The sequence below is a fragment of the Cupriavidus sp. WGlv3 genome, from assembly GCF_023952475.1.
GTDB classification, from domain to species: Bacteria; Pseudomonadota; Gammaproteobacteria; order Burkholderiales; family Burkholderiaceae; genus Cupriavidus; species Cupriavidus phytorum.
In genome coordinates this window covers 476,970-500,304 of the sequence record NZ_JALHRX010000001.1, presented here as the reverse complement: position 1 = coordinate 500,304, position 23,335 = coordinate 476,970, and the positions used below count along the sequence as shown (strand labels likewise).

Annotated in this window: 23 protein-coding genes; 21 read left to right on the top strand and 2 right to left on the bottom strand. The window is 66.8% G+C overall.

The window, feature by feature from the left end; all coding sequences use genetic code 11:
- Positions 1-103 precede the first annotated feature (103 nt).
- The 4 genes from pheA to aroA all read left to right on the top strand — a co-directional run bounded on the left by pheA (position 104) and on the right by aroA (position 4,767).
- Entirely contained in the window at positions 104-1,267 is a 1,164-nt protein-coding gene (gene pheA / locus MKD38_RS02395; RefSeq protein ID WP_252674478.1) for a prephenate dehydratase, read from the top strand.
- A 28-nt stretch (positions 1,268-1,295) separates the two neighbouring features.
- Positions 1,296-2,426, top strand: a complete 1,131-nt coding sequence (gene hisC / locus MKD38_RS02390) for a histidinol-phosphate transaminase (protein ID WP_252674477.1) — start codon at positions 1,296-1,298, stop codon at positions 2,424-2,426.
- Positions 2,427-2,513: 87 nt separating this feature from the next.
- Positions 2,514-3,413, top strand: a complete 900-nt coding sequence (locus tag MKD38_RS02385; RefSeq protein ID WP_252674475.1) for a prephenate dehydrogenase — start codon at positions 2,514-2,516, stop codon at positions 3,411-3,413.
- 49 nt (positions 3,414-3,462) lie between these two features.
- A complete protein-coding gene (gene aroA, locus MKD38_RS02380) occupies positions 3,463-4,767 on the top strand; it encodes a 3-phosphoshikimate 1-carboxyvinyltransferase (RefSeq protein ID WP_252674474.1) in 1,305 nt (434 codons plus the stop codon).
- On the opposite strand, the gene MKD38_RS02375 is transcribed toward aroA, so the two are convergent.
- The gene (locus MKD38_RS02375; protein WP_252674473.1) at positions 4,757-5,002 is read right to left on the bottom strand and encodes a DUF2061 domain-containing protein; all 246 of its coding nucleotides are present in this window, start codon (positions 5,000-5,002) and stop codon (positions 4,757-4,759) included. The two genes, aroA and MKD38_RS02375, sit on opposite strands and share 11 nt — an antisense overlap.
- Before the next feature lie 124 nt (positions 5,003-5,126).
- Here MKD38_RS02375 and cmk point away from each other — a divergent pair, with 124 nt between their 5' ends.
- The 11 genes from cmk (at position 5,127) to cysM (ending at position 16,579) form a co-directional block, all read left to right on the top strand.
- Positions 5,127-5,795 (top strand): (d)CMP kinase, encoded by a 669-nt coding sequence (cmk, locus tag MKD38_RS02370; RefSeq protein WP_252674472.1) that lies wholly within the window; start codon positions 5,127-5,129, stop codon positions 5,793-5,795.
- Between the two features lie 164 nt (positions 5,796-5,959).
- On the top strand, positions 5,960-7,654 hold the full coding sequence (gene rpsA / locus MKD38_RS02365) for a 30S ribosomal protein S1 (protein WP_012352088.1): 1,695 nt from the start codon (positions 5,960-5,962) through the stop codon (positions 7,652-7,654).
- Positions 7,655-7,684: 30 nt separating this feature from the next.
- Complete coding sequence (locus MKD38_RS02360; protein WP_252674471.1) at positions 7,685-8,104, top strand: integration host factor subunit beta; 420 nt, start codon at positions 7,685-7,687, stop codon at positions 8,102-8,104.
- A gap of 281 nt (positions 8,105-8,385) precedes the next feature.
- On the top strand, positions 8,386-8,727 hold the full coding sequence (locus MKD38_RS02355; protein ID WP_252674470.1) for a lipopolysaccharide assembly protein LapA domain-containing protein: 342 nt from the start codon (positions 8,386-8,388) through the stop codon (positions 8,725-8,727).
- Between the two features lie 3 nt (positions 8,728-8,730).
- Positions 8,731-9,960: a lipopolysaccharide assembly protein LapB gene (gene lapB, locus MKD38_RS02350; RefSeq protein WP_252674469.1), complete on the top strand. Its 1,230-nt coding sequence runs from the start codon at positions 8,731-8,733 to the stop codon at positions 9,958-9,960.
- A 36-nt stretch (positions 9,961-9,996) separates the two neighbouring features.
- Positions 9,997-11,388 carry a UDP-glucose dehydrogenase family protein gene (locus tag MKD38_RS02345; protein ID WP_252674468.1) on the top strand — a complete coding sequence of 464 codons (1,392 nt, stop codon included), beginning with the start codon at positions 9,997-9,999 and terminating at the stop codon, positions 11,386-11,388.
- 80 nt (positions 11,389-11,468) lie between these two features.
- Positions 11,469-12,416, top strand: a complete 948-nt coding sequence (rfaE1, locus tag MKD38_RS02340; RefSeq protein ID WP_111518914.1) for a D-glycero-beta-D-manno-heptose-7-phosphate kinase — start codon at positions 11,469-11,471, stop codon at positions 12,414-12,416.
- Positions 12,417-12,443: 27 nt separating this feature from the next.
- Positions 12,444-13,439, top strand: coding sequence for an ADP-glyceromanno-heptose 6-epimerase (gene rfaD / locus MKD38_RS02335; RefSeq protein WP_252674467.1), 996 nt, complete (start codon positions 12,444-12,446; stop codon positions 13,437-13,439).
- Between the two features lie 165 nt (positions 13,440-13,604).
- Positions 13,605-14,000, top strand: coding sequence for a ComEA family DNA-binding protein (locus MKD38_RS02330; RefSeq protein ID WP_252674466.1), 396 nt, complete (start codon positions 13,605-13,607; stop codon positions 13,998-14,000).
- 237 nt (positions 14,001-14,237) lie between these two features.
- Positions 14,238-15,539: a solute carrier family 23 protein gene (locus MKD38_RS02325; protein ID WP_252674465.1), complete on the top strand. Its 1,302-nt coding sequence runs from the start codon at positions 14,238-14,240 to the stop codon at positions 15,537-15,539.
- Positions 15,540-15,676: 137 nt separating this feature from the next.
- Positions 15,677-16,579, top strand: coding sequence for a cysteine synthase CysM (gene cysM / locus MKD38_RS02320; protein WP_252674464.1), 903 nt, complete (start codon positions 15,677-15,679; stop codon positions 16,577-16,579).
- A gap of 69 nt (positions 16,580-16,648) precedes the next feature.
- On the opposite strand, the gene mltB is transcribed toward cysM, so the two are convergent.
- Complete coding sequence (gene mltB / locus MKD38_RS02315) at positions 16,649-17,755, bottom strand: lytic murein transglycosylase B (protein ID WP_252674463.1); 1,107 nt, start codon at positions 17,753-17,755, stop codon at positions 16,649-16,651.
- 169 nt (positions 17,756-17,924) lie between these two features.
- On the opposite strand from mltB, the gene MKD38_RS02310 reads away from it, so the two are divergent.
- From MKD38_RS02310 to MKD38_RS02285, 6 genes are all read left to right on the top strand, one after another.
- On the top strand, positions 17,925-18,848 hold the full coding sequence (locus MKD38_RS02310; RefSeq protein WP_252674462.1) for a histone deacetylase family protein: 924 nt from the start codon (positions 17,925-17,927) through the stop codon (positions 18,846-18,848).
- 12 nt (positions 18,849-18,860) lie between these two features.
- Entirely contained in the window at positions 18,861-19,664 is an 804-nt protein-coding gene (locus MKD38_RS02305) for an enoyl-CoA hydratase (protein ID WP_252674461.1), read from the top strand.
- A gap of 165 nt (positions 19,665-19,829) precedes the next feature.
- Positions 19,830-20,864: a methionine ABC transporter ATP-binding protein gene (locus MKD38_RS02300; protein WP_252674460.1), complete on the top strand. Its 1,035-nt coding sequence runs from the start codon at positions 19,830-19,832 to the stop codon at positions 20,862-20,864.
- Positions 20,854-21,507, top strand: a complete 654-nt coding sequence (locus tag MKD38_RS02295; protein ID WP_092308203.1) for a methionine ABC transporter permease — start codon at positions 20,854-20,856, stop codon at positions 21,505-21,507. The genes MKD38_RS02300 and MKD38_RS02295 overlap by 11 nt, the downstream gene beginning before the upstream one ends.
- A 32-nt stretch (positions 21,508-21,539) precedes the next feature.
- Positions 21,540-22,337 (top strand): MetQ/NlpA family ABC transporter substrate-binding protein, encoded by a 798-nt coding sequence (locus MKD38_RS02290; RefSeq protein ID WP_252674459.1) that lies wholly within the window; start codon positions 21,540-21,542, stop codon positions 22,335-22,337.
- Positions 22,338-22,568: 231 nt separating this feature from the next.
- Positions 22,569-23,318 (top strand): electron transfer flavoprotein subunit beta/FixA family protein, encoded by a 750-nt coding sequence (locus MKD38_RS02285; protein WP_112773539.1) that lies wholly within the window; start codon positions 22,569-22,571, stop codon positions 23,316-23,318.
- Positions 23,319-23,335: the final 17 nt, after the last annotated feature.

The following is a 23,335-nucleotide window of genomic DNA, read 5'->3' as shown; positions in this document are numbered from 1 at the left end:
GCGCATTCCCGAAGGCGGCCCGCGCATGCCAGCGACGGCATGCCGGCCCGCTCGGGCAGTGTTCCTGGCCGCCACGCCCGGCGGCCCACCGGATTGATACAACATGACAAGCCAAGACCGCACCCCCGCGCGCGAGGAGACGCCGCCCAATGCGCCGCAGAACGGCGACAGCCCCCTGAGTGATGCCGAGCGTAAGCTGTCGGTCGAGCTGGGACCGCTGCGCGAGCAGATCGATAGCGTCGACCGCGAACTGCTGGCGATGCTGAACCGCCGCGCCAAGCTGGCGCTCGAAGTGGGCGAGGTCAAGAAGAAGTACGGCGCGCCGGTGTTCCGTCCGGAGCGCGAGCTGCAGGTCATCCGCAAGGTGCAAGGAGCCAACCCGGGCCCGCTGCTGGGAGAAAGCGTGGCGGCAATCTGGCGCGAGGTGATGTCCGCCTGCCGCGGGCTGGAGAAGCCGCTGGAAGTGGCATTCCTTGGTCCGGCCGGCACGTTCTCGGAGCAGGCGCTGTACGCGCATTTCGGCCACGAGGTGTCGGGCGTGCCTTGCCCCAGCATCGACGAGGTGTTCCGCGCGGTCGAGGCGGGCACGGTCGAATACGGCGTGGTGCCGGTCGAGAATTCCACCGAGGGCGCGGTGTCGCGCACGCTCGACCTGTTTCTGCAGACCTCGCTGAAGATCAGCGGCGAGATCGCGCTCAAGGTGCACCACAACCTGATGGCGGCGACACCCGACATGAAGGGCGTCACGGTGGTGCGCGCGCATGCGCAGGCGCTGGCGCAGTGCCAGCACTGGCTGACCGCCAACTATCCGCAGCTCGAGCGCCAGGCGGTGTCGAGCAATGCGGAAGCGGCGCGCATGGCCAGCGAAGACCCCACGGTGGCCGCGATTGCCGCCGAGTCCGCTGCCAACCGCTATCACTTGCACCTGGTGCGCACGCATATCCAGGACGATCCGCACAACCGCACGCGCTTTGCCGTGATCGGCCGCTATGAGACCGAGCCCTCGGGCAGCGACCAGACCTCGCTGATCCTGTCGGTGCCGAACAAGGCCGGCGCGGTGTACCAGCTGCTGGCGCCGCTGGCCGAGAACGGCGTGTCGATGTGCCGCTTCGAGTCGCGCCCGGCGCGCAGCGGCGCGTGGGAATACTACTTCTACGTCGACGTGGAAGGGCACCAGCATGAACCGTCGGTGGCGCGCGCGATTGAAGAGCTGCGCCGCAACGCCGCCTACCTGAAGGTGCTCGGCTCGTATCCGTCGAGCAAGTAAGGCAGCCGGACCAGCACAAGGAGACAAGATGGCAGAGCAGGGCAAGCAAGGCGGCGCTACGGTGTTCGGGCCGGATTATGTGCGGGCGATTTCGCCATACGTGGCAGGCAAGCCGATTGCCGAAGTCGCGCGCGAGTTCGGCCTGGACGAGGCCGGCATCGTCAAGCTCGCCTCCAACGAGAATCCGCTGGGCATGCCGGAATCGGCGCGCACCGCGGTAGCCGCGGCCGTGGCCGAACTGGGCCGCTATCCCGATGCCAACGGCTTTGCGCTGAAGGACGCGCTGTCCGCGCGCTTCGGCGTGCCCGCCGACTGGCTGACGCTGGGCAACGGCAGCAACGATATCCTGGAACTGGCCGCCCATGCGCTGGTGGAGCCGGGCCAGTCGATTGTCTATGCCGAGTACTCGTTCGCGGTGTACGCGCTGGCCACGCAGGAGATCGGCGCCCGCGCCATCGAAGTGCGCGCGCGCGACTACGGCCACGACCTTGACGCGATGGCCGCGGCGATTGCGCCGGATACGCGCCTGGTCTTTATCGCCAACCCCAACAACCCGACTGGCACCTTCCTGCCGGCGGCGCAGATCGAGGCGTTCCTGCAGCAGGTGCCGCGCCATGTCGTGGTGGTGCTGGACGAGGCCTACAACGAGTACCTCGATGCCGACCAGCAATACGACGCGATTGCCTGGGTGCGACGCTACCCCAACCTGATGGTGTCGCGCACGTTCTCCAAGGCCTATGGCCTGGCGGGCCTGCGCATCGGCTATGCGGTGGCGCAGCCGGAACTGACCGACCTGCTGAACCGCATCCGCCAGCCGTTCAACGTCAACAGCGTGGCGCAGGCCGCCGCCATCGCCGCGCTTGCCGATACCGATTTCCTGCGCCGCAGCGCGGAGCTGAACCGCGATGGCAAGCGGCAGCTGACTGAAGCGTTCGACCGGCTCGGCCTGGAATACGTGCCGTCGTCCGGCAACTTCGTGCTGGTGCGCGTGGGCGACGATGACGGCGCCGGCGCGCGCGTGAACCTGGCCTTGCTCCGGCAGGGCGTGATCGTGCGGCCGGTGGGCAACTACAACCTGCCGCGCTGGCTGCGCGTGACCATCGGCTTGCCGGAAGAGAACGCGGCGTTTATCGCGGCGCTGGAGCGGGCGCTGGCCTGAGGCGGGCCGTTGCAAACGCCAGTGGTTGCGCCGCCCATTGATTGACCTCGGTCTGAACCGAACTACCGCCGCTTGCGGCCTGTGATTGTGAGTGCATTGCATTTTTCCCGTGTTGTCATTGTCGGTGTCGGCCTGATCGGCGGCTCGCTCGCGCTGGCGCTCAAGCGCGCCGGCGTGGTGGGCACGGTGGTTGGAGTCGGGCGCTCCGCGGCTTCGCTGCAGAAGGCGCTGGACCTTGGCGTGATCGACGAGGCCGCGACGCTGGCCGATGCCGCGCGCGGTGCCAGCGTGATCGTGCTGTGCGCGCCAGTGGCGCAGAACTTTGCGCTGCTGCATGCGCTCGAGCCGCACCTGCAGCCGGGCACCATCGTCACTGATGCCGGCAGCACCAAGTCCGACGTGATCATCGCCGCCAAGACTGCGCTGGGCGACAAGGCCGCGCAGTTCGTGCCCGCCCACCCGATCGCCGGACGCGAGCTCAACGGCGTCGAAGCCGCGTTGCCGGACCTGTACGACGGCAAGAAGACCGTGCTGTGCCCGCTGCAGGAAAACGCGCGCGCCGATGTTGCCGCGGTGCGCGCCATGTGGGAAAGCGCTGGGGCGCATTGCCACGTGATGTCGGCGGTCCAGCACGACGCGGTGTTTGCCGCGGTCAGCCATCTGCCTCACGTGCTGTCGTACGCGCTGGTGGCGCAGGTGGCCAACGCCGAAGATGCGGCGCTGAAGCTGGACTTTGCCGGCGGCGGCTTCCGCGACTTCACGCGGATCGCAGCCTCGTCGCCGGAAATGTGGCGCGACATCTGCGTTGCCAACCGCGAGGCGCTGCTGCGCGAACTGAATACTTACCAGTCGGTGCTGGCGCACCTGAAGACGCTGATCGAGAAAGGCGACGGCGACGCGCTCGAGCGCATCTTCACGCGTGCCAGCAAGACCCGTCTGGCCTGGGGCGCCGAGCGTGCCGCGGGCAACAACCATATCGAACCCTGATGGCCCTGGCCCATCGCCTGAACGCGGCGCCCCGGCGCCCACGATATCCATGGAACACCTGACGCTAGGCCCCCTGACCCGCGCCCACGGCACCGTCCGGCTGCCGGGCTCGAAGAGCATCTCCAACCGCGTGCTGCTGCTGGCCGCGCTGGCCAACGGCGAGACCCGCGTGCGCGACCTGCTCGATTCCGACGACACGCGCGTGATGCTGCAGGCGCTGCGCACGCTGGGCGTGGCCTGGCGGCAGGATGGCGCCGACTACATCGTCACCGGCGCCGGCGGCAACTTCCCCAACAAGTCGGCCGAGCTGTTCATGGGCAACGCCGGCACCGCGATCCGTCCGCTGACCGCCGCGCTGGCGCTGCAGGGCGGCAGCTACAAGCTGTCCGGCGTGCCGCGCATGCATGAGCGGCCGATCGGCGACCTCGTCGATGGCCTGCGCCAGGTCGGCGCGGTGATCGACTACCTTGGCAACGAAGGCTTCCCGCCGCTGCATATCCAGCCGGCCAGCCTGCGCATCGACGCGCCGATACGCGTGCGCGGCGATGTCTCGAGCCAGTTCCTGACCGCGCTGCTGATGAGCCTGCCGCTGGCGCAGTCCGCCAGCGGCCGCATCGAGATCGAAGTAGTGGGCGAGCTGATTTCCAAGCCGTATATCGAGATCACGCTGAACCTGCTGGCGCGCTTCGGCATCGAGGTGGAGCGGCAGGGCTGGGAGCGTTTCATCCTGCCCGCAGGGGCGGCTTACCGCTCGCCGGGCGAGATCTTTGTCGAGGGCGATGCGTCGTCGGCTTCGTATTTCCTGGCCGCCGGCGCGATCGGCGGCGGCCCGGTGCGGGTCGAAGGCGTCGGCATGGCCAGCATCCAGGGCGATGTGCGCTTTGCCGATGCGCTCAACCGCATGGGCGCCAATGTGATGGCGGGCGACAACTGGATCGAAGTGCGCGGCACCGAGCGCGACGACGGGCGCCTGCACGGCATCGAACTGGACTGCAACCATATCCCCGACGCCGCCATGACGCTGGCGGTGGCAGCGCTGTTTGCCGAAGGCACCACCACGCTGACCAATATCGCCAGCTGGCGCGTCAAGGAAACCGACCGCATCACCGCGATGGCGACGGAACTGCGCAAGCTGGGCGCCGTGGTCGAGGAAGGCGCCGACTACCTGCGCGTGACCCCGCCGCAGCCGTGGCAGACCCCGGCCGACGGCATTGGCACCTATGATGACCATCGCATGGCGATGTGTTTCTCGCTGGCGGCGTTCGGCCCGTTGCCGGTGCGGATCAATGATCCGGGCTGCGTGGCGAAGACCTTCCCGGACTACTTCAGCGTGTTCGCCGGCGTCACGCGCTGACGAGATCGGCGCCGGTGCCAGGGTTGACGGGCGCTGCGGCGCTGCCGCCGGCCGCCGAGGCCTGGCGGCGTTCGCGCTTGTCCCAATACCGGTCGAAGAAGTAGTGGGCCACGGTATTGATGGCCGGTTCGACAAAGGTGACGGCACCGCTCACGGCGAGGCTGCCGGTCAGCGCATAGGTCACGCTGAACGCGATGCCGAGGTGCATGATGCCGAACGTCAGGGTTTTTGCCATGGTAGATTGCCTCGCGACCAATACTGAGGGATGCGCTGCGCTTGCCGCGGCGCGATGCATGGATCAAATGGTAATGATTCTCAATAGAAATAACAATCAATCGTTTCACTGGGTGCCATAAGCAATGACTATCGTCAACGTCATCACCATTGACGGACCGACCGCCTCCGGCAAGGGCACGGTGGCGCACAAGGTTGCCGACGCGGTGGGCTTCCACCTGCTCGACAGCGGCGCGCTGTACCGGCTGGTAGCGCTGGCCAGCGACCGCGCGGGTGTTGACCTGGCCGACATGGACGCCCTGGCGCGGACTGCCTCGCGCCTCGATGTGAAGTTCGGGCCCGACCGCGTGTGGCTGCAAGGCGAGGAAGTGAGCCTGGCCATCCGCGCCGAGGCGATCGGCAACCGCGCCTCGGCCATCGCCGTGCACCAGCCGGTGCGCGACGCGCTGACCCAGCTGCAGCGCAGCTTCCGCAAGCTGCCCGGGCTGGTGGCGGACGGCCGCGACATGGGCACCGTGATCTTCCCGGACGCCCAGCTCAAGGTGTTCCTGACCGCGAGTGTCGAGGCGCGCGCGCGCAGGCGCTATAAACAATTGATTGATAAGGGAATTTCTGCTAATATCGAAGACCTTTTGCGTGACCTCGAGGCGCGCGACGCGCGGGATCGCACCCGTGCCGCCGCACCGCTGCGTCCCGCCGAGGATGCAAAGCTGCTCGATACCTCCGACATGACGGTGGATCAGGCAGTGGCGCAGGTGCTGGAGTGGTTTGCCGCTGTGCGGCCCGATGCATGACATGCAGCGGGCGCATCCGTAGAAGCGGCGCGCTTCTTCCGTACCAGATGGCGTCAGTCCGGGCCCTGGCCCGCGCTGGCTTTGTAAAACCTGACCCCGCTGCCCTGGCAGACTGAGCGCGATCGTCGCGCCGGCCAGCGTATTGCGGATTTCACCTTACGTTTATGTCCGACCTGCAAACTAACGAATCCTTTGCCGCACTGTTCGAGGAATCGATCGCCCGCTCCAATATGAAGGCTGGCGAAGTGATCTCCGCTGAAGTCGTGCGCATCGATCACAACTTCGTGGTCGTCAACGCCGGCCTCAAGTCCGAGGCATTTGTGCCGGTGGAGGAGTTCCTGAACGACCAGGGCGAACTCGAAGTGCAGGCCGGCGACTACGTCTCCGTGGCCATCGACGCACTCGAGAACGGCTATGGCGACACCATCCTCTCGCGCGACAAGGCCAAGCGCCTGGCCTCGTGGCTGAACCTCGAGAAGGCCCTGGAAGACGGCGAAATCATCTCGGGTACCGTGACCGGCAAGGTCAAGGGCGGCCTGACGGTGATGGTCAACGGCATCCGCGCGTTCCTGCCGGGCTCGCTGGTTGACGTGCGTCCGATCAAGGACACCACCCCGTACGAAGGCAAGACCCTGGAATTCAAGGTCATCAAGCTGGACCGCAAGCGCAACAACGTTGTGCTGTCGCGCCGCGCCGTGGTCGAAGCCACGCTGGGCGAAGAGCGCCAGAAGCTGATGGAAACCCTGAAGGAAGGCGCCATCGTCAACGGTATCGTCAAGAACATCACCGACTACGGTGCGTTCGTTGACCTGGGCGGCATCGACGGCCTGCTGCACATCACCGACCTGGCCTGGCGCCGTGTCCGCCACCCGAGCGAAGTGCTGTCGGTTGGCCAGGAAATCACCGCCAAGATCCTCAAGTTCGACCAGGAAAAGAACCGCGTCTCGCTGGGCGTGAAGCAACTGGGCGAAGATCCGTGGGTCGGCATCTCGCGCCGCTATCCGCAAGGCACCCGCCTGTTCGGCAAGGTCACCAACCTGACCGACTACGGCGCGTTCGTCGAGATCGAAGCCGGCATCGAAGGCCTGGTGCACGTGTCGGAAATGGACTGGACCAACAAGAACGTGGCCCCGTCCAAGGTGGTCCAGCTGGGCGACGAAGTCGAAGTCATGGTGCTGGATATCGACGAAGACAAGCGTCGTATCAGCCTGGGCATGAAGCAGTGCAAGGCCAACCCGTGGGACGATTTCTCGCGCAACCACAAGAAGGGCGACAAGCTGAGCGGCCAGATCAAGTCGATCACCGATTTCGGCGTGTTCATCGGCCTGCCTGGTGGCATCGACGGCCTGGTGCACCTGTCCGACCTGTCCTGGCAAGAGTCCGGCGAAGAGGCCGTGCGCAAGTACAAGAAGGGCGACGAAGTGGAAGCCGTGGTGCTGGGCATCGACGTCGACAAGGAACGCATCTCGCTGGGCATCAAGCAGCTGTCGGGCGACCCGTTCAACAACTTCATCTCGGCCAACGACAAGGGTTCGCTGGTGCAGGGCACGATCAAGGCCGTTGACGCCAAGGGTGCCGTGGTCCAGCTGGCCGACGACGTCGAAGGCTACCTGCGCGCCTCGGAAATCTCCGCTGACCGCGTGGAAGATGCCCGCAACGTGCTGAAGGAAGGCGAGCAGATCACCGCCCTGGTGGTGAACGTCGACCGCAAGTCGCGCAACATCAACCTGTCGATCAAGGCCAAGGACAGCGCAGAGCAGCAGGAAGCGATGCAGAAATTCCAGGCCGACACCGGCACGGCTGGCACGACCAACCTCGGTGCCCTGCTGAAGGCCAAGCTCGGCCAGGACAACCAGTAATCGCAGGCCCCCGCGCTTGCGCGTATGCCCATGACCAAGTCGGAGCTTGTCGAAAAACTGGCTGCCCGCTTCCCCCAGCTGCTGCTGCGGGATGCGGACATCTCGGTGAAAACGATACTCGACGCGATGTCCGAAGCGCTGGCCGACGGCCACCGCATCGAGATCCGCGGATTCGGCAGTTTTGGTCTGAACCGGCGTCCGCCTCGCGTGGGGCGCAATCCCAAATCCGGCGAGCGGGTGCTGGTACCTGAAAAACGGGTGCCGCACTTCAAGGCGGGCAAGGAATTGCGCGAACGGGTTGACCGCAGCCAGCCGGTGCCTGCGGGCACCAACGGCAACGGCCATTCCGGCGGCACGGCGCAAGCCCTGCCGGGCAAGGCAGGCCAGGGCGCGGCATCCGCCACGCCGACGGGGTTGCACGAGAGCGGACTGGATTTCATCCGTTCCTGAATTCGACTGGCATTGCCTGCTACTGAGTTGTAGAAAAGCGCCCCTTGGGGCGCTTTTTTTTGGCCGATGCGAGCCGAGGCGGCACGCTCCAGCGCCTGCAAGGCAGAGTGCCGACAGCTGCGAGGCGCGCGCCGGCACGCAGTTACCGCCACGTTACCGAATCCGTGAAGTGATTCCGTTACAATGCCGGGGTCTTTGCCGGGCCTTGCACAAGGCGTCCTGCCAGCCGCAGTCTTTGTGCTTGCCCGCCCCAACGCCATGCTGCCTCGCCGCCTACCCGCATGAAACTGTTTGCCTGGATCGTCCGCATCGTCGTATTCGTGCTGCTGTTCGTGCTGGCCCTGCGCAATACCGCAGAAGCCTCGCTGCAGCTGTTCTTCAATGCCGTCTGGCATGCGCCGCTGATCCTGATTCTGTTTGCCGCGTTTGCGCTGGGCGCGGTGGCGGCGCTGGCCGCGGTGGCGCCGGGGCTGATGCGCCAGCGCATGGAACTGGCCAGGCTGCGGCGCGCGGCCGCGGACGCCAGGGCGTCGACGGCGTCGCCATCGGCGGCACCGGCAAGCGCCGCCCCGGTGCCGCGCGACGGCAACTCTCCCTATAACGTAGTCGGCCCGAAAGTCTGATCCATGATGTTCGAAACCTGGTGGCTGTTGGTGCTGCCACTTGTCTTTGGCCTTGGCTGGATGGCGGCGCGCTTCGACGTGCGCCAGATGATCAGCGAGCAGGGCGCCTTGCCGCGCTCCTACTTCAAGGGACTCAATTTCCTGCTCAACGAGCAGCCCGACAAGGCCATCGACGCCTTTGTCGAAGTCGCCCGGCTGGACCCGGAAACCACCGAACTGCACTTTGCGCTGGGCGCGCTGTTCCGGCGCCGCGGCGAAACCGAGCGCGCCATCCGCGTGCACCAGAACCTGGCCACGCGCCCCGACCTGCCCGAGCCCGAGCGCGAGCATGCGCTGTTCGAGCTGGGCGAAGACTACCTGCGCGCGGGCCTGCTGGACCGTGCCGAGGAATCGCTGCGCCGGCTGATGTCGGGACCTTACGCGGCATCGGCCAAGCGCGTGCTGCTCGAGCTCTACGAGGTCGAAAAGGAATGGCAGAAGGCGATCGATGCCGCGCGTGAGCTGCAGACGCTGGAGCAGAAGAGCTACAGCGTGCAAATCGCGCAGTTCTGCTGCGAGCTGGCGCAGGACGCGCTGCAGCGCAAGCGCCCCGAAGACGCGGTGAAATGGCTGAACCAGGCCGTGGCCGAGAATCCCGCCAACGTGCGCGCGCCGATCCTGCTGGGCGACGTCGCCGCCGCGGCGGGCGATGCGCGCGCGGCACTGGGTCACTGGCTCGGCATCGAGCGCCAGGACGCCTCCTTCCTGCCGCTGGTGGCCGAGCGCGTGGTCAAGGCCTATGCCGCCCTGGACGAGCAAGGCGTGGCGCTGGAATGGCTGCGCGGCCTGCTCAAGGGCAAGCTCGCGCCCGAGGTGCTCGACACCGCGTACAAGGCCGAGCTGGAAGTGAACGGCGCCGAAGCCGCGGCGCGCCTGATGCGCGAACAGCTGCGGCGCCAGCCGACGCTGCTGGCGCTGACCAAGTACTTCGAGGCGCAGGCGGCAGTCGCCGCCGAGCCCGCCGCGCAGGCCGCAGTGGTCGGGGCCGCGACTGGCCAGGCCGAAGGCGCCGAGGACGGCGACGAGGCCAAGGAAACTACCGCCATCCGCGACCTGCTGCAACTGCGCACGCGCAACCTGGCACGCTATACCTGCCGCGAATGCGGTTTCCGTGCGCGGCTGTTCTATTGGCAGTGCCCTGGTTGCAACCGCTGGGAAACCTATGCCCCGCGGCGTTCCGAAACGCTGGGCTGATTCCCGGTGGCCGTGCAACGGATGTGAATTGAAGCTATGAAAGTCACCATTATCGGCAGCGGCTACGTCGGTCTCGTCACCGGCGCCTGCCTGGCGGAGCAGGGCAACGATGTGTTCTGCCTGGACCTGGACGAGCAGAAGATCGCGCTGCTCAACGCGGGCGGCGTGCCGATCTACGAGCCGGGCCTGCAGGAACTGATCCAGCGCAACCGCGAGGCCGGCCGCCTGACCTTTTCCACCGACGTGGCGGCCGGTGTCGAGCATGCCGACGTGCAGTTCATCGCGGTGGGCACGCCGCCGGACGAGGACGGCTCGGCCGATCTCAAGTACGTGCTGGCGGCGGCCCGCAATATCGGCCGCCACATGACCGGCTTCAAGGTGGTGGTCGACAAGTCGACCGTGCCGGTGGGCACCGGCGACCGCGTCACCGCCGCGATCCGCGAGGAACTGGCCGCGCGCGGGCTGGAAGACCTGCAGTTCTCGGTGGTGTCGAACCCCGAGTTCCTGAAGGAAGGCGCCGCGGTCGAAGACTTCATGCGCCCCGACCGCATTGTGCTGGGATGCAACGCCGACGCCGCCGGCCGCCACGCGCAGGCCACCATGCGGCAGCTGTACGCGCCGTTCAACCGCCATCATGAGCGCACCTTCTACATGGACGTGCGCTCGGCCGAGTTCACCAAATACGCCGCCAATTCGATGCTGGCCACGCGCATCTCGTTCATGAACGAGCTGGCCAACCTGGCCGACGAAGTCGGCGTCGACATCGAGCTGGTGCGCATGGGCATCGGCTCGGACCCGCGCATCGGCTACAGTTTCCTGTATGCCGGCGCCGGCTATGGCGGATCGTGCTTTCCCAAGGACGTGCAGGCGCTGATGCGCACCGCCGCCGACCACGGCAAGCCGATGCGCGTGCTGGAGGCGGTGGAAGCCGTCAATGGCGCGCAGAAGCGCGTGCTGGGCGAAAAGATCGTGCGCCGCTTTGGCGACGACCTGAGCGGCCGCGTGTTCGCGGTCTGGGGCCTGGCCTTCAAGCCCAATACCGACGACATGCGCGAGGCGCCGTCGCGCGTGCTGGCGCGGGAACTGGTGTCGCGCGGCGCGTCGCTGCGGGTGCATGACCCGGTCTCGATGGCCGAGGCGCGCCGGGTGCTGGAGGCGGACCTGGCCGACGTGCCGGGCGGGGCCGCGCGCGTGAGCTTCCACCAGCACCAGATGGACGCGCTCGACGGCGCCGACGCGCTGGCGATCGTGACCGAATGGAAGGTGTTCCGCAGCCCGGACTTCGGGCAGATCAAGCGGCGGCTGAAGTCGCCGGTGGTCTTCGATGGACGCAATCTGTATGAGCCCGAGGCGATGCGCGAGACCGGTGTGGAATACCACGCCATCGGCCGCCCGACCCGCAAGGCTGCGCCGCCGGCGAACGAATAAGGCGCACGCGGGTCAACGGACTCATCAACCGATAAGCTAACGCGGCGGCCGCGGCCGCCGCGATATTGCCAAGGATCTTCATGAACAAGACCGTCATTCCGCAGGAGCAGATCCGGCAGTCCCATATCCTGGTGGTCGGCGACATGATGCTGGACCGGTATTGGTTCGGCGATGTCGAGCGCATTTCGCCGGAAGCGCCGGTGCCGGTGGTGCAGGTCAAGCGCAGCGACGAGCGCCTGGGCGGTGCCGCCAACGTGGCCCGCAACGCCGCGGCGCTGGGTGCGCGCGTCGGCATGCTGGGCGTGGTCGGCGACGACGAGCCGGCGCGCACGCTCGAGGCGCTGCTGGCCGAAAGCCAGGTGCAGCCCTACCTGCACCGCGATGCCAAGATCAACACCACCATCAAGCTGCGCGTGGTGGCACACCAGCAGCAACTGCTGCGCGTGGATTTCGAGAACACGCCGGCGCATGAAGTGCTGCTCGCGGTACAGGACAAGTTCCAGGGCCTGGTCAACGATTACCAGGTGCTGGTGCTGTCCGACTACGGCAAGGGCGGGCTGACCCACGTCACGCGCATGATCGACGCCGGCCGCGCGGCCGGCCGCAAGGTGCTGGTCGACCCCAAGGGCGACGACTACTCGCGCTACCGCGGCGCCACCCTGATCACCCCCAACCGCGCCGAGATGCGCGCCGTGGTCGGCGCCTGGAAGACCGAGGCCGACCTGACCATCCGCGCGCAGAACCTGCGCCGCGCGCTGCAGCTCGAAGCGCTGCTGCTGACGCGCTCGGAAGAGGGCATGACGCTCTATACCGAAGCCGAAGTGCTGCACGTCTCGGCCCAGGCGCGCGAGGTCTATGATGTATCCGGTGCGGGCGACACCGTGATTGCCACGCTCGCCACCATGATGGGTGCCGGCGTGCCGCTCAAGGAAGCCGTGCAGCATGCCAATCGCGCCGGCGGCATCGTGGTCGGCAAGCTGGGCACCGCCGTCGTCACTTATCCCGAATTGTTCGGCGCCGCTGCCTGAGGCGCGGCGCCCCATCCTGATCCGACCATGACCATCATCGTCACCGGCGCCGCGGGTTTTATCGGCAGCAATCTCGTCAAGGGCCTGAACGAACGCGGCGAGACCAACGTCATCGCCGTCGACAACCTGACCCGCGCCGACAAGTTCCACAACCTGGTCGACTGCGAGATCGCCGATTACCTGGACAAGCAGGACTTCCTCGCGCGCTTTGCCCGCGGCGAGTTCGGCAAGGTCCGCGCGGTGTTCCATGAAGGCGCCTGCTCCGACACCATGGAGACCGACGGCCGCTATATGATGGAGAACAACTACCGCTACACGCTGTCGCTGATGGAGAGCTGCCTGGAGCAGGGCACGCAGTTCCTGTACGCATCGTCGGCGGCGACCTACGGCGCCTCGCAGGTGTTCCGCGAAGACCGCGAGTTCGAGCGGCCGCTCAACGTCTACGGCTATTCCAAGTTCCTGTTCGACCAGATCGTCCGGCGCCGGCTGCCGTCGGCGCTGTCGCAGATCGTCGGCTTCCGCTACTTCAACGTGTACGGGCCGCGCGAAACGCACAAGGGCCGCATGGCCTCGGTGGCGTTCCACAACTTCAACCAGTTCCGCGCCGACGGCACGGTGAAGCTGTTCGGCGAATACGGCGGCTATGGCCCTGGCATGCAGAGCCGCGACTTCATCTCGGTCGAGGACGTGGTCAAGGTCAACCTGTTCTTCTTCGACCATCCGGAGAAGTCCGGCCTGTTCAACCTGGGCACCGGCCGCGCCCAGCCGTTCAACGACATCGCCGCGACCGTGGTCAACACGCTGCGCGAGGCCGAAGGCAAGCCGCCGCTGTCGCTGGATGACCTGGTGCAGGAAGGGCTGGTCGAGTACGTCAAATTTCCCGACGCACTGCGCGGCAAGTACCAGTGCTTTACGCAGTCGGATGTGTCCAGGCTGCGCGGCGCCGGCTACGGCGAGCGCTTTTTGACCGTCGAGGAAGGCGTGGCGCGCTACTGCCGCTGGCTGCTCGAGCGCAACGGCTGAACCTCGCATCGTCCCTGCTTCACGCCGGCTGACACGCTTTCGTGCCGCCGGTGTCAACTTTTGTTGCCGCATGCGCCGCGCTCGCGGCGCGCCCCTATCCTGACCTGACCTCGCCACCTCGGCGGGGGTGGTACCTCAGACCATCCACAGGAAAGGAGAGCCTTCATGGCCATGCACTGGATCCGGCAACTTGCCCGGCGTTTTTCCCTGATCTCCCTCGCGGCAACCTTGTGCCTGCTTGCCGGCGGCACCGCCCGTGCCGCGGTCGACGTCAACACCGCGGACGAAGCAGCGCTGACCTCGGTCAAGGGCGTGGGCCCGGCCACGGCCCGCCACATCGTCGAAGAACGCAACAAGCGCGGGCCGTACAAGGACGCCGCCGATCTCGCCGAGCGCGTCAGCGGCATCGGGCCCAAGTCCGTGGCCAAGCTGCAGGACGCCGGCCTGACCATCGCCGGCAAGGGGGCGTCCCCCGCCACGCCATCCGCTGCACCGGCGGCCACGCCGGCGCCCGCCAAGGGGGCAAAGGCAACGCCTGCACCGGCAAAGCCGGCCCGCTAGCACCGCCACTGCGGCCCTGTGCCCGGTCGTGCTGCAGCCGGGTGCGTTGTGGCTGGTATGCGTTGTGCTAAAGCTTGTCGGATTCGCAGCCCCCGTGGCGGCGGAGTATCATGCGGACGCCGCGCAGGCAGGACCTGCGGCGCGGCTGCCGACCGGCATTCCACAACCTAACAACCAGGCACAAGCGCGGCGGCCGCCGATCCGGTGGCCCGCCCGGACCACAGGGAGCAAGACAATATGGCGAATGGCGAGGACGCGGGATTCCTGCCGCAATGGCGGCTCAAGACCGAGGGCGTGATCGGCCCCGATGAGCGGCTGCCCGCGGGGCAGACACTGCTGGCCGGGATCCAGCACGTGGTGGCGATGTTCGGCTCGACCGCCATCGCGCCGATCCTGATGGGCTTCAACCCGAATATCGCCATCCTGTTTTCCGGCATCGGCACGCTGATCTTCTTTCTATGCGTGCGCGGCCGCGTGCCCAGCTACCTGGGCTCCAGCTTTGCCTTCATTGCGGTGGTGATCGCCGCCACTGGCTATGCCGGCAGCGGCCCCAACCTCAATATCCCGGTGGCGCTGGGCGGCATCATTGCCGCCGGTGCGCTGTACACCGTGATCGGCCTGGTGGTGCAGGCAGTGGGCTACGCCTGGGTGGAAAAGCTGATGCCGCCGGTGGTGACCGGCGCCATCGTCGCGGCGATCGGGCTGAACCTGGCCCCGGTGGCGGTCAAGGCGGTCAGCGGCGCGGCGCTCGATACCTGGGTGGGGCTGCTCACCGTGGTCGCGGTGGGGCTGGTCGCGGTGCGCGCGCCCGGCATGATCGGCCGCCTGCCGGTGCTGATCGGCGGCCTGGCCGGCTACGTTGCCTATTACCTGGGCACCAACGTGACGGGGCTGGGCAAGCCGATCGATTTCTCCGGCGTGGCCGCCGCCAGCTGGTTCGGCCTGCCGGCGTTCACCGCACCGACGTTCGAACTGGGCGCGATGCTGCTGATCGCGCCGGTGGCGATCGTGCTGGTGGCCGAGAACCTCGGCCATATCAAGGCCATCGGCGTGATGACCGGCCGCAACCTGGATCCGTACATCGGCCGCGCCTTTATCGGCGACGGCATCGCCACCATGCTGTCGGCCAGTGGCGGCGGCACCGGCGTGACCACCTATGCCGAGAACATGGGGGTGATGGCGGTCACCAAGATCTATTCGACGCTGATCTTCGTGGTGGCGGCCGCGGTGGCCATCCTGCTGGGCTTCTCGCCCAAGTTCGGCGCCCTGATCCTGACCATCCCGGGGCCGGTGATCGGCGGCCTGACCATCGTCGTGTTCGGCCTGATCGCGGCCACCGCAGGCCGCATCTGGGTGCAGAACCACGTGGATTTCTCCAGCTCGCGCAACCTGATCACGGTGGGCGCCACGCTGACGGTGGCGGCCGGGGACCTGACGCTGAAGCTGGGCGGCATGACGCTGGGCGGCATCGGCACCGCCACCTTCGGCTGCATCCTGCTGTATCACCTGCTGGGCGAAGGCAACCGCGAAGCGGATTGAGCCACGACGGATGCGGGCGGGCGGCGGGGCAAATCCCGCCTGCCGGCGAGGGGATAGGGGTCTGGATTACAATGGCCGGCGAATTGGAATCCCCCGGAATCCTCCGGATTCCCCCGTTTGCGACCCTCCTTCGCCCCATGGCCTACAAGACAATTGAAGACACCATCGGCAATACGCCGCTGGTCAGACTGCAGCGCATCCCCGGTGCCGTCAACGACGCGCGCGGCAATGTGATCCTCGGCAAGCTCGAAGGCAACAATCCGGCCGGCTCAGTCAAGGACCGCCCGGCGGTGTCGATGATCGCCCGGGCCGAAGCGCGCGGGCGCATCAAGCCGGGCGATACCCTGATCGAAGCGACCTCGGGCAATACCGGCATCGCGCTGGCCATGGCGGCCGCCATCCGCGGCTACAAGATGGTGCTGATCATGCCCGAGGACCTCAGCCTCGAGCGCCGCCAGAGCATGGCGGCCTACGGCGCCGAGATCATCCTCACCCCGGTCAAGGGCGGCATGGAATATGCGCGCGACCTGGCCGATTCGATGGAGCGCGACGGCAAGGGCGTGATCCTCGACCAGTTCGCCAACCCGGACAATCCGCAGGCGCACTACGAAGGCACCGGCCCCGAAATCTGGCGCGATACCGACGGCCGCATCACCCATTTCGTTTCGGCGATGGGCACCACCGGCACCATCACCGGCGTGTCGCGCTTCCTCAAGGAGCAGAATCCCGCGATCCAGATCGTCGGCGCGCAGCCGGCCGAAGGTTCGCGCATCCCGGGCATTCGCAAGTGGCCCGAAGCGTATCTTCCCAAGATCTACGATCCCAAGTTCATCGACCGCACCGAGCCGGTGAGCCAGGGCGATGCCGAGCACATGGCGCGCCGCATGGCATCGGAAGAGGGCATCTTCTGCGGCATTTCCGCCGCCGGTGCGCTGTGCGTGGCCTTGCGCGTCGCCGAGGAAGTCGAGAACGCCACCATCGTCTTCGTGGTGTGCGACCGCGGCGACCGTTACCTCTCGACCGGCGTGTTCCCGGCCTGATCCGCAGCGCCGCAGCAAACAAGAAAGGCCTCGCTCACGCGAGGCCTTTTTGACTTTGGCCGTGCCGCCTCAGCCCATCGCCGCCTTGACCGCCTCGCCGAGCTGGTACACCGCCAGCGCATAGAAGAAGCTGCGGTTGTACCGCGTCAGCACATAGAAGTTGCGCAGGCCCAGCAGGTATTCGGTGGGCTGGTCGGGCGTGGGCAGGTCCACCACCAGCACGCCGGTTTCGCCTTCGCGCGCCAGGTTGATGGGCTCGTCCAAACTCAGGCCGGCGCGGGTCAGCTGGTTCAGGGCGCGGGTCGGCCACGGCTCGCCATCGGCTGCCGCGGTGGCGATGCCCAGGCTGCCGGTGTCGGGGGCAATGCGCCACACCACCGGACGGCCCGGCTCCCAGCCGTGCAGCTGCAGGAAGCGCGCCACGCTGCCGATGGCATCGGTGGGGCTGTTGCGCAGGTCGATGTGGCCGTTGTTGTCGTAGTCGAGGGCGTATTCGCGCAGGCTGGTCGGCATGAACTGCGGAATGCCGATGGCGCCGGCGTACGAGCCCAGCACCGAGTAGACGTCGGTGCGGGTGTCGCGGCACCACAGCAGGTAGTCGGCCAGCTGGTTGCGGAACAGCGTGCTGCGGGCTTCGCGGTTGGGCGTGGCTGGATAGTCGAACGCCAGCGTCGACAGCGAATCGAGCACGCGGAACGAACCCATGTCGCGGCCGTAGATGGTTTCGACGCCGATGATGCCGACGATGACCGAGGCCGGCACGCCGAATTCGGCCTCGGCGCGGCGCAGCGTGTCGCGGTTGTCCTGCCAGAAGCGCACGCCGGCATTGATGCGGATCGGCTCGATAAAGCGGGAGCGATAGGTGCGCCAGCTTTTGCGCCCGGTGGTGGCGGGCGGCATGATCAGCCGTACCACGGTGGCCGAGTAGACCGCCTGCCCGAACCATTCCTGCAGCATGCCGCGCTCAAAGCCGTGGCGCGCCACCATCTCGTCGATAAAGGCACGTGCTTGCGGGTTGTCGCGGTAGCGGCCGGGTTCGATTTCCTCCTCGCGCACGCTGACGCGGCGTTTGCCGGCGGCGAGCAGGCTGGGAGAGAGGCCGCAGAGTCCGAGTGCGGCAGCGGAAAGCGCGGCGCCCAGCAGGGGGCGTCGCAGTGAGCGCTGGGTGTCGGTCATGGTGTCCTTTGCAAGTCGCACCGAGTATAGCGGATGCCACCGCGGCAGCCGCGGCGCGGCGGGTGCGGCATGGCGCGCCGGTGCTGCTGGGTGGCCAGGCGTGGCGTGTGCTAACGTAACGTTTGGAGACAACATGGCGACGCACTGCAACCCATTGCGACGATAAGAGATGCCGACAGGCTATTACACGCACCCCGAGTTCCAGCGGCACGAAATGGGGCACTTCCACCCCGAGTGTCCGGAGCGCCTGCAGGCGATCGAGGATCACCTGATTTCGCATGGCCTGGACGGGCTGCTGGAGCGCCGCGAGGCGCCGCCCGCCACGCGCGAGCAGCTCGAGCGCGTGCACCGGCCCGAGCACGTCGACGCGCTCGCAAGCGCCAGCCCGTCGAGCGGCTACCACGCGATCGATCCGGACACCTCAATGAACGCCCACACGCTCGCTGCCGCCACGCTGGCCGCGGGAGCGGCGGTGGCGGCCACCGATGCGGTGATCGCCGGCGAGTTCGAGAACGCGTTCTGCTGCGTGCGCCCGCCCGGCCACCACGCCGAGCCCGGCCGCGCCATGGGCTTCTGCTTCTACAACAACGTGGCCATTGCCGCGCGCCATGCGCTGCAGGCGCACGGGCTGGAGCGCGTGGCGATCATCGACTTCGACGTGCACCACGGCAACGGCACCGAGGCGGCGTTCCGCGGCGACGAGCGCGTGATGATGTGCAGCATCTTCCAGCACCCGTTCTATCCCTACAGCGGCACCGAGCACCTGGCGCCGAACATGGTCAACATCCCGCTGCCGGCCTACAGCAACGGCATGGCGGTGCGCGAAGTGGTCGAGACCATCTGGCTGCCGCGCCTCAATGAATTCCGTCCACAGATGTTGTTCATCTCGGCCGGCTTCGACGCGCACCGCGAGGACGACCTGGGCCAGATGGGCCTGGTGGAGCAGGACTACGCCTGGATCACCGGCCAGCTGGTCGAGGTCGCGCGCACCCACGCGCAGGGCCGCATCGTCAGCTGCCTGGAGGGCGGCTACAACCTCAGCGCGCTGGGCCGCAGCGTGCTGGCGCACCTGAAGGTGCTGCTGGAGCATTAGGAGACCGCCGCCATGGCCGAGAACGATGCGCGCGTCGACGCGCCGCTGCTGACCGAATCGCGCGACGCCGCCGGCGTGACGCGACTGACCATGAACCGGCCGCAGGCCTTCAATGCCTTGTCCGAAGGGCTGCTCGATGCGCTCACCGATGCGCTGCGCCGGCTCGCCGCCGACCATAGCGTGCGCGTGGTGGTGCTGGCGGGTGCCGGCAAGGCCTTCTGCGCCGGGCATGACCTGCGCGAGATGCGCGCGGCGCCGTCGCACGATTACTACCGGCGTTTGTTCGACCGCTGCACGCGCATGATGATGGCGATCCAGCAGATGCCGCAGCCGGTGATCGCGCGGGTCCACGGCATCGCCACCGCGGCCGGCTGCCAGCTGGTGGCGATGTGCGACCTGGCGGTGGCCGCGGACGATGCGCGCTTTGCCGTGTCCGGCGTCAACCTGGGCCTGTTCTGCTCGACCCCGGGCGTGGCGCTGTCGCGCAACCTGCACCGCAAGCAGGCCATGGAGATGCTGCTGACCGGAAACATGATCGACGCCGCCAGTGCGCGCGAACGCGGGCTGGTCAACCGGGTGGTGCCGGCCGGCGAACTGGACGCCGAAGTGGCGCGGCTGGCCGCCAGCATCTGCGCCAAGCCTGCCGCCGCCGTCGCGGCCGGCAAGGGGCTGTTCTACCGCCAGCTCGAGATGGGCATCGAGGCCGCCTACCAGCTGGCCGGCCAGACCATGGCCTGCAACATGATGGACGAGTCGGCGCTGGAGGGGGTGCTGGCCTTTATCGACAAGCGGCCGCCGTCCTGGCGTGCCTCCTGATCGACTTGCCGGGTCTTTATATGCCGGGAACGCATAAAGACATCGGCAAAAAGTCGTTTCTGGTATGAAGCGGATCGCATAAAATACGCGCTTCAGAAAAATAACGAGCGGCAACAGCGCTGGAGATCCCTCGCCTGTTGCCGTTTTCTTTTGGTCACCTTTTCCATGATCGAACTGCAAGGACTGTCGCAGCGCTTCCCGGGCGCTTCTGGCGACGTGCATGCATTGCGGGACGTCAGCCTGTCGATTGCGGCGGGCGAAGTCTTCGGCATCATCGGCCGCAGCGGCGCCGGCAAGAGCACGCTGGTGCGCGCCATCAACCTGCTGAACCGGCCCACCAGCGGCCGCGTCATCGTCGACGGCCAGGACCTGACCGCGCTGGACAACGGTGCGCTGCGCCTGGCGCGGCGCGAGATCGGCATGATCTTCCAGCACTTCAACCTGCTGTCGTCGCGCACCGTCTATGACAACGTGGCGCTGCCGCTGGAGCTGGCCGGCAAGCCCAGGGCTGAAATCGCCGCCACCGTGCTACCGCTGCTGCAGCTGGTCGGACTGTCGGCGCTGAAGGACCGCTACCCGGCGCAGATCAGCGGCGGGCAGAAGCAGCGCGTGGGCATTGCGCGCGCGCTGGCGAGCCAGCCCAAGGTGCTGCTGTCGGATGAGGCCACTTCCGCGCTGGACCCGGAAACCACCCGTTCCATCCTGGACCTGCTCAAGCAGATCAACCGCGAGCTGGGCCTGACCATCGTGATGATCACTCACCAGATGGAAGTCATCAAGCAGGTGTGCGACCGCGTGGCCGTGCTCGAGGCCGGCCAGGTGGTGGAAAGCGGCCGCGTGATCGACGTATTCCTGCGCCCGCAGCACGAGGTCACGCGCGCCATGATCGGCGACGTCATCTCGCAGGAACTGCCGGCGAGCGTGCTCAAGCGCGTCGAAAGCCGGCTCGGCAACGGGCGCGACCACGTCTATCGCCTCGCCTTCACCGGCGAGGGCGTCGACCAGCCGGTGCTGGCGCAGGCGATCCGCCGCTACGGGCTGGACTTCAATATCCTGCACGGCCATATCGACGAGATCCAGGGCCAGGCCTTCGGCTCGCTGGCGATCATGGCCACCGGCGAACTGGCCGATGTGAAGGCGGCAATGGAATACCTGCAGGCGCAAGGCGTGGTGGTGGAGGAGTTCGAGCATGTGGTCTGAAATGTTTGACCTGTTCCTAACCTCGTTCAACGAGACCCTGCTGATGGTGGCGATCTCGGGCGTGGTCGGCGCACTGCTGGGCGTGCCGCTGGGCGTGCTGCTGCACCTGACCAACCGGGGCGGCGTGCTGTCGCACCCGCTGTTCAACCGCACCATCGGCGTGGTGGTCAACGCGGTGCGTTCGATTCCATTCATCATCCTGCTGGTGGTGGTGATCCCGTTCACGCGCTTTATCGTCGGTTCGTCGATCGGCACCACCGCGGCGATCGTGCCGCTGACCATCGCGGCGATCCCGTTTATCGCGCGCCTGGTCGAAAGCGCGCTGCGCGAAGTCGACAAGGGCCTGGTCGAGGCGGCGCAGTCGATGGGCGCCACCACGCGCCAGATCGTGTGGAAGGTGCTGCTGCCCGAGGCCATGCCCGGCATCGTCGCCGGCCTGACCATCACCTTCGTCAGCCTGGTCGGCTATTCGGCCATGGCCGGTGCGATCGGCGGCGGCGGCCTGGGCGACCTCGGCATCCGCTATGGCTACCAGCGCTACATCACCGAGGTGATGGTGGCGGTGGTGGTGATCCTGATCGTGTTCGTGCAGGCGGTGCAGAGCTTCGGCGACTGGCTGGTCCGCCGCATCAGCCATCGCTGAACCCCAACTTTATCGAGATAGGAACGCACATCATGCAACGTCGCAACCTGCTGCAATGGATCCTCGGCGCCGCGCTCGGCGCCTCGCTGGCCACTGGCGCAAGCGCCCAGGACAAACCGATCAGGATCGGCGTCACCGGCGGCCCGCACGCCCAGATCATGGAACAGGTGAAGAAGGTCGCCGCCAAGGACGGCCTCAATATCCAGGTGGTCGAGTTCAGCGACTACATCCAGCCCAACGCCGCGCTCGCCGCAGGCGACCTGGATGCCAACAGCTACCAGCACCTGCCGTACCTGGAAGCCCAGATCAAGGACCGCGGCTACAAGTTCGCGCATATCGCCTACACGGTGACGTTCCCGATGGGCGTGTACTCGAAAAAGCTCAAGTCGCTCGACCAGCTCAAGCAGGGCGCGCGCGTGGGCGTGCCCAACGACCCCACCAACGGTGGCCGCGGCCTGTTGCTGCTGCAGAGCAAGGGCGTGATCAAGCTCAAGCCCAACGCCGGCCTGAAGGCCACGCCGCTGGACGTCGTCGAGAATCCGAAGAAGATCCGCATCGTCGAGCTCGACGCCGCGCAGCTGCCGCGTTCGCTGGATGACCTGGACGCCGCCGCCATCAATGGCAACTATGCCGAGTCCGCGGGCCTGTCGCCGACCAAGGATGCGATCGCCATGGAAGGCCCCAAGGGGCCGTACGCCAACCTGATCGCGATCCGCGAGGCCGACAAGAGCAAGCCCTGGGTGGCCAAGCTGGTGAAGGCCTACCACTCGCCGGAAATCAAGCAATACGTCACATCGACCTTCAAGGACTCGGTCATCACTGCCTGGTAATTTCCTGGTGAGCCGGCGTCACTCGAGGGTTTCATCCAATCGGACGAGGCCTGCCGGCCTGGCTTTGCGGCACAATCGCCTGACCGGTAAAAAAGGTGCCGGGCCTATGCCCGGCATCATTTTGCCGATAAAATAGTACGATCGTTCGAAAAATAGGAGAGCCGCCAACCCGGTGGTTATAATGACGAGCGAACAAAATTTCTGACTATCAGCTATCAGTGGAGTGAGCGCATGAAAGTACTCGTCGCAGTCAAGCGGGTGGTGGATTACAACGTCAAGGTCCGCGTCAAGGCGGACGGTTCGGGCGTCGATCTGGCCAACGTCAAGATGAGCATGAACCCCTTCGACGAAATCGCCGTGGAAGAGGCCGTGCGCCTGAAGGAAGCCGGCGTTGTCACCGAAGTGGTCGCCGTGTCGTGCGGTGTCACGCAGTGCCAGGAAACGCTGCGCACCGCGATGGCCATCGGTGCCGACCGCGGCATCCTGGTGGAATCGAACGAAGACCTGCAACCGCTGGCCGTGGCCAAGCTGCTGAAGGCGCTGATCGACAAGGAACAGCCGCAACTGGTGATCCTGGGCAAGCAGGCCATCGACGACGACTCCAACCAGACCGGTCAGATGGTGGCCGCGCTGGCCGGCCTGCCGCAAGCCACGTTCGCCTCGAAGGTGGTCGTCGCCGACGGCAAGGCTTCCGTGACGCGTGAAGTCGACGGCGGCCTGGAAACGCTGTCGCTGAGCCTGCCGGCGGTGGTGACCACCGACCTGCGCCTGAACGAGCCGCGCTACGTCACGCTGCCGAACATCATGAAGGCGAAGAAGAAGCCGCTCGACACCGTCAAGCCGGAAGACCTCGGCGTCGACGTCAAGCCGCGCCTGTCGACCCTGAAAGTGGTCGAGCCGCCCAAGCGCAGCGCGGGTGTGATGGTGCCGGACGTCGCGACGCTGGTGCAGAAGCTGAAGAACGAAGCCAAGGTTATCTGAGCGCGGGGGAGATAGAA

Excerpts from the sequence above, each read along its gene's own strand:
- MKD38_RS02285 (WP_112773539.1), top strand. The coding sequence starts at position 22,569 with ATGAAAGTACTCGTCGCAGTCAAGCGGGTGGTGGATTACAACGTCAAG.
- rpsA (WP_012352088.1), top strand. The coding sequence starts at position 5,960 with ATGTCCGACCTGCAAACTAACGAATCCTTTGCCGCACTGTTCGAGGAA.
- cmk (WP_252674472.1), top strand. The coding sequence starts at position 5,127 with ATGACTATCGTCAACGTCATCACCATTGACGGACCGACCGCCTCCGGC.
- pheA (WP_252674478.1), top strand. The coding sequence starts at position 104 with ATGACAAGCCAAGACCGCACCCCCGCGCGCGAGGAGACGCCGCCCAAT.
- MKD38_RS02295 (WP_092308203.1), top strand. The coding sequence starts at position 20,854 with ATGTGGTCTGAAATGTTTGACCTGTTCCTAACCTCGTTCAACGAGACC.
- MKD38_RS02310 (WP_252674462.1), top strand. The coding sequence starts at position 17,925 with ATGCCGACAGGCTATTACACGCACCCCGAGTTCCAGCGGCACGAAATG.
- MKD38_RS02345 (WP_252674468.1), top strand. The coding sequence starts at position 9,997 with ATGAAAGTCACCATTATCGGCAGCGGCTACGTCGGTCTCGTCACCGGC.
- rfaD (WP_252674467.1), top strand. The coding sequence starts at position 12,444 with ATGACCATCATCGTCACCGGCGCCGCGGGTTTTATCGGCAGCAATCTC.
- MKD38_RS02300 (WP_252674460.1), top strand. The coding sequence starts at position 19,830 with ATGATCGAACTGCAAGGACTGTCGCAGCGCTTCCCGGGCGCTTCTGGC.
- MKD38_RS02355 (WP_252674470.1), top strand. The coding sequence starts at position 8,386 with ATGAAACTGTTTGCCTGGATCGTCCGCATCGTCGTATTCGTGCTGCTG.
- MKD38_RS02360 (WP_252674471.1), top strand. The coding sequence starts at position 7,685 with ATGACCAAGTCGGAGCTTGTCGAAAAACTGGCTGCCCGCTTCCCCCAG.
- MKD38_RS02290 (WP_252674459.1), top strand. The coding sequence starts at position 21,540 with ATGCAACGTCGCAACCTGCTGCAATGGATCCTCGGCGCCGCGCTCGGC.
- hisC (WP_252674477.1), top strand. The coding sequence starts at position 1,296 with ATGGCAGAGCAGGGCAAGCAAGGCGGCGCTACGGTGTTCGGGCCGGAT.
- rfaE1 (WP_111518914.1), top strand. The coding sequence starts at position 11,469 with ATGAACAAGACCGTCATTCCGCAGGAGCAGATCCGGCAGTCCCATATC.
- MKD38_RS02330 (WP_252674466.1), top strand. The coding sequence starts at position 13,605 with ATGGCCATGCACTGGATCCGGCAACTTGCCCGGCGTTTTTCCCTGATC.
- lapB (WP_252674469.1), top strand. The coding sequence starts at position 8,731 with ATGATGTTCGAAACCTGGTGGCTGTTGGTGCTGCCACTTGTCTTTGGC.
- MKD38_RS02375 (WP_252674473.1), bottom strand. The coding sequence starts at position 5,002 with ATGGCAAAAACCCTGACGTTCGGCATCATGCACCTCGGCATCGCGTTC.
- MKD38_RS02305 (WP_252674461.1), top strand. The coding sequence starts at position 18,861 with ATGGCCGAGAACGATGCGCGCGTCGACGCGCCGCTGCTGACCGAATCG.
- cysM (WP_252674464.1), top strand. The coding sequence starts at position 15,677 with ATGGCCTACAAGACAATTGAAGACACCATCGGCAATACGCCGCTGGTC.
- MKD38_RS02325 (WP_252674465.1), top strand. The coding sequence starts at position 14,238 with ATGGCGAATGGCGAGGACGCGGGATTCCTGCCGCAATGGCGGCTCAAG.
- aroA (WP_252674474.1), top strand. The coding sequence starts at position 3,463 with ATGGAACACCTGACGCTAGGCCCCCTGACCCGCGCCCACGGCACCGTC.
- mltB (WP_252674463.1), bottom strand. The coding sequence starts at position 17,755 with ATGACCGACACCCAGCGCTCACTGCGACGCCCCCTGCTGGGCGCCGCG.